The sequence below is a fragment of the Bradyrhizobium sp. UFLA01-814 genome, from assembly GCF_046718885.1.
In the GTDB taxonomy this organism is placed as follows: domain Bacteria; phylum Pseudomonadota; class Alphaproteobacteria; order Rhizobiales; family Xanthobacteraceae; genus Bradyrhizobium; species Bradyrhizobium elkanii.
On record NZ_JAQOSR010000046.1, the window covers coordinates 42,124 to 52,716 of the forward strand.

At 60.1% G+C, this 10,593-nt stretch carries 10 protein-coding genes and 2 pseudogenes; 7 read left to right on the top strand and 5 right to left on the bottom strand.

Features of this window, described 5'->3' with window-relative positions; translation table 11 throughout:
* Nucleotides 1–4: 4 nt before the first annotated feature.
* The 3 genes from PMN64_RS16435 to PMN64_RS16445 all read right to left on the bottom strand — a co-directional run bounded on the left by PMN64_RS16435 (nucleotide 5) and on the right by PMN64_RS16445 (nucleotide 4,165).
* Entirely contained in the window at nucleotides 5–1,564 is a 1,560-nt protein-coding gene (locus PMN64_RS16435; RefSeq protein ID WP_283090018.1) for a DHA2 family efflux MFS transporter permease subunit, read from the bottom strand.
* Between the two features lies 1 nt (nucleotide 1,565).
* On the bottom strand, nucleotides 1,566–2,759 hold the full coding sequence (locus tag PMN64_RS16440) for an HlyD family efflux transporter periplasmic adaptor subunit (protein ID WP_411781370.1): 1,194 nt from the start codon (nucleotides 2,757–2,759) through the stop codon (nucleotides 1,566–1,568).
* Nucleotides 2,760–3,046: 287 nt separating this feature from the next.
* Nucleotides 3,047–4,165, bottom strand: coding sequence for an AI-2E family transporter (locus PMN64_RS16445; RefSeq protein ID WP_411781371.1), 1,119 nt, complete (start codon nucleotides 4,163–4,165; stop codon nucleotides 3,047–3,049).
* A gap of 13 nt (nucleotides 4,166–4,178) precedes the next feature.
* Here PMN64_RS16445 and PMN64_RS16450 point away from each other — a divergent pair, with 13 nt between their 5' ends.
* The 7 genes and pseudogenes from PMN64_RS16450 to PMN64_RS16480 form a co-directional block, all read left to right on the top strand.
* Nucleotides 4,179–4,526 (top strand): hypothetical protein, encoded by a 348-nt coding sequence (locus PMN64_RS16450; protein ID WP_411781372.1) that lies wholly within the window; start codon nucleotides 4,179–4,181, stop codon nucleotides 4,524–4,526.
* Nucleotides 4,527–4,664: 138 nt separating this feature from the next.
* Nucleotides 4,665–5,735, top strand: a complete 1,071-nt coding sequence (locus PMN64_RS16455; protein ID WP_411781373.1) for an NADP-dependent oxidoreductase — start codon at nucleotides 4,665–4,667, stop codon at nucleotides 5,733–5,735.
* 405 nt (nucleotides 5,736–6,140) lie between these two features.
* Nucleotides 6,141–6,758, top strand: coding sequence for an HdeD family acid-resistance protein (locus PMN64_RS16460; protein WP_225646004.1), 618 nt, complete (start codon nucleotides 6,141–6,143; stop codon nucleotides 6,756–6,758).
* A gap of 667 nt (nucleotides 6,759–7,425) precedes the next feature.
* Entirely contained in the window at nucleotides 7,426–8,079 is a 654-nt protein-coding gene (locus PMN64_RS16465) for a BON domain-containing protein (protein WP_411781374.1), read from the top strand.
* Between the two features lie 228 nt (nucleotides 8,080–8,307).
* A pseudogene (locus tag PMN64_RS16470) lies at nucleotides 8,308–8,418 on the top strand (Hsp20 family protein); the annotation flags it as partial.
* Nucleotides 8,375–8,629: an Hsp20/alpha crystallin family protein gene (locus tag PMN64_RS16475; protein WP_411781379.1), complete on the top strand. Its 255-nt coding sequence runs from the start codon at nucleotides 8,375–8,377 to the stop codon at nucleotides 8,627–8,629. The pseudogene PMN64_RS16470 and the gene PMN64_RS16475, both read left to right, overlap by 44 nt.
* 106 nt (nucleotides 8,630–8,735) lie before the next feature.
* Nucleotides 8,736–8,944: pseudogene (locus tag PMN64_RS16480) on the top strand (Hsp70 family protein); the annotation flags it as partial.
* A 61-nt stretch (nucleotides 8,945–9,005) separates the two neighbouring features.
* Here PMN64_RS16480 and PMN64_RS16485 read toward each other — a convergent pair.
* Together PMN64_RS16485 and PMN64_RS16490 are read right to left on the bottom strand one after the other, a co-directional pair.
* Nucleotides 9,006–10,193 (bottom strand): hypothetical protein, encoded by a 1,188-nt coding sequence (locus PMN64_RS16485; RefSeq protein WP_411781375.1) that lies wholly within the window; start codon nucleotides 10,191–10,193, stop codon nucleotides 9,006–9,008.
* A gap of 92 nt (nucleotides 10,194–10,285) precedes the next feature.
* Nucleotides 10,286–10,593, bottom strand: a 308-nt coding sequence (locus PMN64_RS16490) for a DUF1772 domain-containing protein (protein ID WP_411781376.1), incomplete at its 5' end; no start/stop codon positions are given.

A 10,593-nucleotide genomic window follows, 5' to 3' on the forward strand; every position in this document is an offset into this window, starting at 1 on the left:
CGTCTCACGCTTCTGGCGTCTCACGCTTCCACAATCCTTCCTGGCGCACTCTCTTTCCAGGCGCTCGGGGTGGACGTTGTATCAGTATTACCAGCGGGATCGCCAGCAAGGACACGAACATCATCAGCTTGAAATTGTCGATGAACGCGACAGCTTCTGCCTGTGCTGAAACGAGCTGGGCAAGTGCGGCCCGCCCCTGAACGGTTGCGAGACCGAAATGCTGGGCATGGTCGCGTATCACCTGCCGGTAGGGGGTGATGTGCTCGACCAGCTCGGCCTGGGCGGTGGCTGAATTGCGCACCAGCAGATAGCTCATCAGGGAAATGCCGATGCTCGCCCCGATATTTCGCATCAAATTGAAGAGCCCGGTTCCCTGCGTGCGCAACGTCGAGGGAAGGGTTCCGAACGCCACCGTGCCGAGCGGTACGAAGACGAATCCAAGGCCGAAACCCTGCAGTAAACCGGTGCGGACCAGGGTGCCCTGCGATACGTCGGGAGTAAAGCCGGTCATGAAATAGAGGGACAGCGCCGTCAGTCCGAAACCAGTCGCGATCAAGATGCGTCCGTCGATATGGCGGATGAGTTGCCCGACCAACAACATCGCGACCATGGTCCCGACACCACGTGGCGCTAGCACGAGGCCCGCCGTCAGCACTGGATAGTTCATAAGCTTTTCGAGATAGGGCGTCAGCATCGATAGCGTCGCTAGCAGCACGACACCGACGATGAAAATCAGGATGACCCCGACGACAAAATTCCGGTCGCGGAACAACGCAAGATCAATGAAAGGATCGGCCATCGACAGGGAGTGGACCGTAAAGAGATAGAAGCCGAGCACGAAAAGGGCGGCTTCCAACTGAATCTCGGGAGAGGAAAGCCAGTCGAGGCGCTCGCCCCGGTCCAGGAAAAGCTGCAATGCACCAATGCCCAGGCTGAGCGACGCAAATCCGAGCCAATCGAGCCGCCGCGCAAGGGGCCGATCGGTGCGCCGTCCGAGAAACAGCAAAATGCCAAGCGCGCACAGCAGGCCAACCGGCAAGTTGACATAAAACACCCAGCGCCAGCTATAGGAGTCGGTCAACCAGCCGCCGAGTGTCGGCCCGAGAATCGGGCCCAACATGACGCCGAGGCCGAATATCGCCGTCGCCTGTCCTTGCCGCTCCGGCGGATAAACGTCGAGCAGCACGGATTGCGAGAGCGGCACCAGCGGCGCGCCAAAGATACCCTGAAGCAGTCGAAAGACGACCATCTGTCCTAGCGATACGGCCGCCCCACAGAGCATCGAGGTCACAATGAAGCCGATCACCGCTGTCAGGAATAATGGCTTGCGGCCGAGCCTTGCTTCGAGCCAGCCAGTCGCCGGCGTAACGATCGCCGCTGCGACGATATAGGAAGTCAAGACCCAGTTGATTTGGTCGCTCGTTGCCGACAGGCTGCCCTGCATATATGGCAACGCGACATTGGCTATCGTGGTATCAAGCGCCTGCATCAGGGTCGCAAGCATCACGGTTACTGTGATCATTCCGCGGTTCATGATGCTGCTATCTGCGGCGCTGCTCGCCATGTCAGGCCCCGAAAATCGCGGTGAAGTCACGCCACAGCTCGCGTAGCGATCGCTGGTGGCCGGTGTCGATCGAGATCTTGACACTCATCCCTGCGCGCAGTGGCGGGTGGTTCGCGGGTTGATCGAAAGAAAGACGAACCGGAATGCGCTGCACGACTTTCACCCAGTTGCCTGTGGCATTTTGCGGCGGCAGTAGTGCGAAGACCGATCCACTCGCGGGTGCCAGCGATGTTACCTGCGCTGCAATCGGCGCGTCCGGATAGGCGTCAACGATGACCCGCGCCGGATTTCCTTCCCTCACATAAGTGAGATCCGTCTCCTTGATATTGGCTTCGACATAGAGATCGCGCGTCGCTACCAGCGGAAACGCGGCTTGTCCGGCATTCAAAAAAACGCCTATCGCGATGCTCTCGATGTTGTGCGGAATGCCGTCGAAAGGTGCGACGATAGAGGTCAGTCGCAGGTTGCGCGCGGCGAGATCGACGGCCGCCTGCGCCTGTTTGACCGTGGATTGCTGGTCGACCGGCAAATCCAGGTTGCCGCCAATCTGGGCGAGCGCCGCTGCTGCCTCCCTCTCCAAGCTGGCCAGATTGGCCTTCGCCGCCTGAAAGTCGCGGATTGCGGCATCGAGCGTCGCCCGAGGCGAGGTGCCAGTGTTGTAGAGCTGCTGCTGGCGTTCATAATTGGCCCGCGTGTAGTCGACCGAGGCCCTTGCCTCATCGATCTGCTTCTGGCGTGCTCGGTAAGTCTCGATCAGCGTGTGCGCCTGGTCGCGTGCAATGCCGAGCTGCGCTTCGGCGTTGGCTAGCGCAACCCGATATGTCTCCGTATCGATGTTGAAGAGCGGGTCGCCTTTCTTCACCGGCGCGTTCGACCTTGCCGCGATGCCGATGACCTGGCCCGAGATCTGCGCGCTGATCGACGCGCTCACCGCCTGAACATAAGCGTCTTCCTCGGACACGTAGCGGCCGGTCGTCAGATAAAGCGCGAGCGCGCCGGCTACCAGCGCGACCGGACCAAGGGCCAACAGCGGTCGGCGCCAGCGGCTTCGCGATGGCGCCGGCTCGCCTTCTACGCCAGGCTTCTCCGTCGAACCCTGAAGTTCCCGACCCAGGTAAGGAGAACGCCTCGGGAGTGCGCGGGCCGTGGTGGGTTCGCCAACTTCCGTAAATGCTTCGAAGCCGCTATCTGGCATGGCGCGATACTCGCCGTCCCGGTTAGTCGCAATGTTGCGTCAATCGATCGTCGGCACCTTGATGGGTGTCAGCCTCTCGCGAAATACAAAATCCAGGCAGAAAATTGAGCCTCGACAATGCGTGAGGCGGCTCGATTTGCGATTTGACTTTGGCGCCCCCGCGTCGCTTGCCCTGCGTGGGCGTTCCTCCCAAGACTTGGACCGCCGGCGAAAGCCGTGCGGTCCACTTTTTCCGCCCAATGAACGGCGAGAGAGCAACAGGACCTCGTGACGATCACCCTTAACCGTCACTCCCGAATGCCGATCCATTCGCGCCATATGGTCAGGAGCGCCGCCATGATTACCGGGCCAAGAAAGAGGCCTACCAATCCAAACGACTGCATCCCGCCGAGAATTCCGACCAGCACCAGCAGGAAGGGCAGCTCAGCGCTGCCTCCGATAAGAGCCGGCTGAATGAAATTGTCGCCGATCAGAAGCACCGCCGCACCAAAGACAAACAGTCCGATAGGCGCCAACAAGCTCCCGTCTTGAACAACCAAAGTCAGAGCAGCCGCCGCAAGCGCAACCCAGGCGCCGAGCGGCACCATCGCCAACACAATTGTCATCGCCGAAAATAGCAGCGGGCTCGGCACGCCCATCACGACGTAGGCGATACCGACGACAGCGCCCTTCACAATCGCCGCTGCGATCGTTCCGTTCACGGTGGCGCGAGTTGCATCGGCGATCTTGCCGATCAGGCGAGTGCCGGGTCTGCCGAGCAGCCGCCGAGCGGTGACGACCGAACGGTTCGCAAGCCATGTTCCGTCACGCAGCATCAAGCAAAGCGCGATCAACGTAATGGCGAAGAGAAAGAGACGATGTAGCAGTGCGCCGCCGAGCGTGCCGGTCCAGCTCGTCAGACTTTCGATGTTTACACCGCGAAACCATTCCGTGAGAGCCTCAGGTCTGCTGAGGTTGGCACGCCACCAGAGATCGAGGTATTTGCCGGCGATCGGCAGCTGCGCGAACCAAGCAGGGACAACAACGCCGCCCTCGCGCAGGCGATCGAGCACATGCACAAGAGCGTCGCTCCCCTGGGCGACCTGACGCACGGTCAAGACAATGGGTACGAGAAGAACAAGGCCGATTATGCAAGTAAACAGTAACGATGCTAGCAGTGATGAGGGACGGCTAGAAATCAACTGCGCAAACCTAACATAGATCGGCCAGGTGGTGATGGCAATCACGCCCGCCCAAATCAATGCAACCAGGAAATCGCGCGCGACCCAAAGCGCGAGCAACACCACTGCGACTGCGATAACGGCCTGGGTGATCGCCCGCACATTCGATTCGAATGGGGGTGGAGGTTCTTCCAGCGTGCTAAGTCCACTTCCGTCATCGCTTCGCACGAAGTCATCGCGCTGCATTGGGGATCCCATCGTGCTGGCACCGATCCGTCTGCTCGCAGGCTACATGGCTAGCCACTTCACCACGCTGATGGACATCAACTTGCCGATGCCGATGCGCCGTTCGAATGGGTGCCGAGTTCGCGGGCGCGGTTTTCAATTCACCCAGATCGAATTGACAGGCATCAGTTGGTTTCGCCGCGGAGCTGAGGCTATCTGTTCCAGTGTGATCTCGGCCGGCCTTGTTGTTGATGCCCTTGCTCAAATCTTTCGAACCCGAACTCATGAGGACGTGGCCAGGCAAAGCTTTCACGAAGTAATGCTACGCAGCACGACCATCCGTATCCTGCGCATCTCGCCATTTCCTCCTCATCGCGCATGAATTCGGGCGCGTTCTTCCACCCCGAAGCCGCAATTGAAGGCTGTCAAGGTAGTCCACGCGGCGGAACGACAGGGCGGCGCGGCGGGCTCACAGGCGGGCTCTCGCCCTCGCATTTCCTTCCGAAATTGACCGACGTCAGTGTCGCTGCCGGCAATTTCCTCCATGCAGGCGGAAAGCCCACGCGAGATAGCCATCATGCTCGATCGTCCCCGCAATGCTTTACTTTTTCGGAATCACACGATGCACGTCCCCCGCACCATGTTTGCGGCGGCCATCGACCGCTTCGGCGGCCCGGAGGTGATCACTGGTCATGCTTTAGCGGTTCCGCCGCTGGACCCTGAAGAAGTCATGATTGCCGTCGACACCGCCGGCGTCGGCAGGTGGGATGCCGACGTCCGGGAGGGGTTTTACGCGCCCCGCAAGCCGCATTTTCCATTGATACTAGGCTACGACGGTTCCGGAATCGTCGTCTCTGTCGGCTCGCGGGTACGACGGTTGAAAGTCGGCGACGAGGTCTATTCCTACAATTGGGAGAACCCGAAAGGCGGCTTCTACGCCGAATACGTCGCCGTGCCTGCCGACAAGGTCGCGCCGATCCCAAAACGGCTTGACCTGCGACATGCTGGCGCGATCCCGATTACGGGATTGACGGCACTGCAGGGGATTGACGACGCACTGAAGCTGAAGAAGGGCGAGACCATCATCATTCACGGCGCTTCCGGCGGCGTCGGAACGCTTGCCGTGCAATTCGCAAGACTTCGCGGCGCCCGGGTATTCGCAACAGCATCAAGCCAGGAAGGCGTGGAACTCGTGCGGGAGATGGACGCGCATGTCGTGGTCGACGGCAAGCGCATCGACATCGATGACCAAGCGCGCCGCTTCGCGCCCGACGGCGTCGACGCCATCTTGGCGCTCGTCGGTGGAGATGCGCTGGAGAAATGCCTGAACGTGCTGCGGCCCGGCGGCCGGCTGGCGCACCCGAACGGCATCGAGCCGGCCCCGAAGAAGCGGCGCGGCACCGAATTGATCCGCTACGACGGCATTTCAGGCGTTCGCGAGTTCGAACGCCTCAACGCGGCGGCCCACGCAGCGAAACTCAAAGTTCCGATCGCGGAATGCTATTCCCTGGCCCACGCGCACAAGGCGCACGAACGTCTAGCCGAGGGTCATGTAGTCGGCAAAATTATCCTAGCGATACACGCTTCGTAGTGGCGAGACATGTATCTCGACGCTCCGCGCGCCCAAGCTCGCCGACAGGAGGCAATTTCCACGTACCCGCGATTACATCTGCTTCCACGTACCCGCGATTACATCTGCCACTAGATCAGAAATGGCCGATCGGAAATCGGCAGTTCGTTCATATTGTGCTCGACATCAGACGAATTTGGGGCGGGATAAAGCGTTTCCTTTTCCACCGGAACCTTGAGAGAGGAATGCCGTGGTCTCCAGTTCGTGAACGACCGATAGAATTCCAACAATTTCGACTGAGCGGTCACCCGCGAAGATCGATACGGCCCAAAGGTGCACGGAAGCATTTTTGACGCCCGTCAAGGCGCCCGTCATCCGGCACGCGCTAAGCATCACCAAAGGTCAATCAGATTGCGGGAGCATGTCATGACCAGCACGACGTTCACTGGCCCCTCGGACGCCAATACCGATGCTGCCACGGCGGCGCTCGCTCCAACCTGGTGGCTGTTCCTGGTGCGAGGCATTCTGGGCATCATCTTCGGATGTCTCGCATTGATCTTTCCCGGCCCGACAATGCTGTCGCTGGCGCTCCTGTTCTCCGCGTACATGCTGGTCGATGGCGTGGCCGGGATCGTCTCGGCGGTCCGCGCGATGCGCCGCAGGGGCCGCTGGGGATTTCTGATCTTCGAAGGGCTGGTCAATATCGCCGTGGGCATCGGAGCCCTCCTCTGGCCGGGCCTTACCGTGCTTGCCTTCGTGTTACTGGTTGCCTCATGGGCGATCGTCACCGGCGCGTTGATGACGGCTGCGGGTTCTCGCCTCAACCTGGAGCATGGCCGATGGTGGCTGGTCTTGGGTGGCATTCTGTCGCTGGCATATGGCGCGCTGCTTTTCTTCACGCCATTAATCGGGGCTCTCGTTCTGACTTGGTGGATGGGCGCGTACGCCATCGCCTTTGGCGTCGCCCTGATCATATTCTCGTTCCGACTTCGAGCGCGGCAGCAGCAGGCGACCAATCCTGCGGCCGTGGGCACGGTTGCCTAGTGGACCTGTGATGACGCCACGACGATCGAGCAATCAAAGTCACAAGAGCGGGGCCAAAGCCCAGCTTCCCCGCGAAATTGAAACGACCCCGGCTGAGGACGAATTCGTCCTGATGAGCCTAATCGAGACATTTCCGGCAAGCGATCCTCCCGCCTGGATACCTCTCACTCGCGTTGGCGTTCCTGAGCGACGGGCCAAATCCAAGTCTGCTCGAAAACGGCATTGGTGACCGGCACAATCTTTCCTGCAGGGTCGGGTAGCTAAGAACCATCAACCTTCGCTCTGCGGTCCCCGATCGCCGCTCTTGGGCGTCGCCGATCGAATTGGCGGAGGCAAACAGGACGCGCTCGTGGCGGAGACTGCGCCCGCAAGCCGGTCTCCGCATTGAAAGTTTGTGAAGCGAACCGCTGCATATCGCGCGCCTCTCGGCCGCCAGCCAGATGGCCGCAGGGCTCACTCACGATTTGAACCAACCGCTCAAGGCAATCATCAACTCGGTCGATGCTGCAAAGCGATTACTGGATCGCGAAGATCGTACCGAGAAACCTGTTGCGAAAGTTGATGAGCATCATGGCTGGACGTGTGACACCTCCTAGGATTGCCGTTGATCGGTAGCGTAATGACCCGCCGATCCCACAATCCGCATTGTACAGACCAGGAGCCAATCATGAGATCCGACCGTGAAATAGAACGCGACGTCCGCGAAGAGTTAAACTGGGATCCCGATCTCGATGCCAAGGACATCGCCATCTCAGTGAAGGATGGCGTGGTCACACTGGCTGGATTCACCAGAAGTTACAGTGACCGGCTGGAAGCCGAGCACGCGGCGAAGCGCGTCGCGGGCGTGCATGCCGTCGCGAATGACATCGAGGTCCGGCTACCGTCGATCGATCAAAGGCCGGATCCGGACATCGCGCGCGATGCGATTGACAGTCTGAAGGCTCAACTGCCCCTTTCGCACGAAAATATCAAGGTCGTCGTCAAAGACGGCTGGCTGACCCTCGAAGGCACAGTGGAATGGCAATACCAGAAAACCACCGCCGAAAATGCCGTGCGAAAGGTAAAAGGGGTCAAGGGCGTGACTAACGTCATCTCACTGAAGCCCAAGGTCGAGCCTACCGACATTCAGCGCAGGATCCAAGAGGCGTTCAAGCGGAATGCGGAGGTCGATGCCAATCGCATCGCCGTCGAAACCCACGGCAGCGAGGTCATCCTGAAAGGCACCGTTCGCTCGTGGATCGAACGCGAGGAAGCTGAGCGTGTCGCATGGTCGGCACCAGGCATCACCCGTGTCGAAGACCGGATTGTGGTCAGTCCATAACGGCCCCGGCCTGTTATCCGCCCGTTAGTTAACGTCTTTTCGAGGCACAAGGAGAGTGCCAAGGTCATTGGTTCCGTTTCGTGAGAGCGGCGCACCGACGCGACCGAATTTCAGACTGTTCGGCCAGCATCGGGAGATCGACGGGCTGTTCAACGAGCTCGTGCAAGCAATAGCCTCAAACGACGGCACGAAGTCGCTCACCCCTAACATCGAAATCACCGGACCGACGAGGCCGTTGAGGTAACCGCTGAGATGCCCGGCCTTGAAGGCAAGGACGTCGAAATATCGATCGAGGATGATACCCTCACGATCCAGGGCGAGAAAAAAGATCGAGGATAATCAAAAAGACAAGAACGTGCAGCACAGCGAGCGCATCTACGGTATGTTCATGTGTGTGTTACAGTTGCGTTCCGGCATTGATCCGTCCAGCGTCCAGGCAGCCATGTCCGGCGGCGTCCTCAAGGTCACAATACCCAAACCGGCCAAGTCCATGCCGAAGAAGATCGAGGTCGAGGACGCCTCGCAGGCGGAGGCCAAGAAAGCCGCCTGAGCCGGCAGCAGCGGGACGCGTAGGTAGCACCTCCTCCTCGGCCAATGCGTCCCGCATACGATCACCGACAGCCCATCGCGGCGCCTCACCCCTCATTCCCGCAGAGATTGCTGTCGCCACGAAGCAGAACTCTTGGTCAAAAGCAATTCGGATCGATCTCGGAACCACCAACTCTTGCGTCGTCGTGACGAAGGGAAGTAAGGCCAGGTTGATCGAAAATGACGACGGCGCGCCCGCACCACCCTGGTTGCGTTCATCGACGATGGGGACGTCCTGGTCGGGCACCGGCAGAGCATCATCAATCCGGAAAACACGGACGCAGCAACGGAGGTGTCCGACCGAACTGTGGCGACACCTGACGGCGGCCTGACCTGCTTCAATGGAATGCGTAGCGGAGGATGGCGGTGAGTGGAGCCCGATTCGGTAGTTCATGTTGCTTGGCGCCCATGACCCTAGCGCCGGTGGCCAGCGCCCGCCGCGCGACTTCGTCGACGACGCTGTAGGTTTCGGCATCATCAGAAGCTGAATATGTCACGCTGCCATCGAAGCCGCTGACGAGACCCGGTACAACTGCATCAAGATCGACAACGAGCTGATCGATAGCACCTGCAGTCGCAGCATGCGCCGCATAGGAAACGTCAGTAGTTGCACGTCGGGGCTTGAGCTCGTCGTAGCGCGCGATCACAGCTCTCAGTTCGCGGGAATAGAGACGGTCGAGAATCGGAATCGCTGTATCTCCCAGTTCGGTATCCGTCTTCCGGCCTGGGTTTCCCTCGATCGTCTCGTCGGCCAGCCTTGAATACGTTGTGACGGACCGGAACATCGACGCGAGAGGCTCCTCCGCCGCAAGAGCCAGAGGTGGTGCATTGCGTCCCGAAAGCAGGCTGCGGGTGGCGTGCTCGACCTTCCTGACATACTGGTGCAGCAGGACCTTTTCGCCTTCGAGGTTCTGCAGTTTGCCGCGCGGGGCGCGTACGTGAAATGACGGCCGCCGGGTCGCTTCCGCCGCGTTCTTGGGCAGGCCACGAACCTGCAGCCGTTCTGGCGGAAAATTGGCGAAGGCGTGAATTAGCCGAACGCTCTCCTCCGCCAACGCAAGCACGAAGATATCGTGCGGCGACGTCATGGCGCGGATCAGCGGTGTTAGATGGAAGCGGTCCGCGACTTCGGCGAGCGGCTTTGGGGACTCCGGCAGGCGGAACGTCCGCATTGTCGCGGACGTGGTGAGCACCGCCAATCCAGTAGACAGGTAATGCCAGAACGAATCGACCGGGTCCGGCTTTCGACGCTGGAGCCTTCTGATCTTGTCTTCATCCTGGACATTGTGCTCTACGCCCGCGAGGTGATCGAACTGCCCCTCGAAGGCAACGATCTTGCTGTTGTCGGCGCCGCCTACCTTGAGCTGCGATAGCGCGTCCCTGGCCAAGTCCTTGAACACAGTACGGTTGAGCTGGGCGTTACTCCCCAAGGGAGATGTCGGCAGATACAGGGAAACGCAGGTCTCGCCCTTGATCTGCGCCAGCGCCCTGAACTCCTCCAACGTTGGAATATCGATATGCAACATTGACCCTCGCCCGGCAGAACCCTTCGCTCGCCTGTGGCATTGAGAGACCGACCTTGGCCGAAGCGCGGCACTCCGACATTGACGGCGATCAATCAGGGCGGCAATTCCAACGCCCACGCAAAGACGCCACAGGCTGCGAATCCGATCAGCGCGTACCCCCATTCCAAGAGCCCCCAGTCCCGCATCAGCCTGCGCAGCGGCGAAACCGGTTTTCCGATTCGAACAGCAAACAGCCAGACGTTCACTGGCATCATTACAAAATAGGTATACGGCCAGCTTGCCAGAATCGTAGTGCCCCCAATGATCCACCGAACGTCGCCACTCTGCCTGAACTGTACAAGCGCGATTGCGGCCGACAGCACGGCCACACCCGACAGCACCAGCGTGCCGCGCCGATTGC

Coding starts and splice junctions, on each gene's coding strand:
- PMN64_RS16435 (WP_283090018.1), bottom strand. CDS start 1,564: ATGGCGAGCAGCGCCGCAGATAGCAGCATCATGAACCGCGGAATGATC.
- PMN64_RS16440 (WP_411781370.1), bottom strand. CDS start 2,759: ATGCCAGATAGCGGCTTCGAAGCATTTACGGAAGTTGGCGAACCCACC.
- PMN64_RS16445 (WP_411781371.1), bottom strand. CDS start 4,165: ATGCAGCGCGATGACTTCGTGCGAAGCGATGACGGAAGTGGACTTAGC.
- PMN64_RS16460 (WP_225646004.1), top strand. CDS start 6,141: ATGACCAGCACGACGTTCACTGGCCCCTCGGACGCCAATACCGATGCT.
- PMN64_RS16465 (WP_411781374.1), top strand. CDS start 7,426: ATGAGATCCGACCGTGAAATAGAACGCGACGTCCGCGAAGAGTTAAAC.
- PMN64_RS16475 (WP_411781379.1), top strand. CDS start 8,375: ATGATACCCTCACGATCCAGGGCGAGAAAAAAGATCGAGGATAATCAA.
- PMN64_RS16485 (WP_411781375.1), bottom strand. CDS start 10,193: ATGTTGCATATCGATATTCCAACGTTGGAGGAGTTCAGGGCGCTGGCG.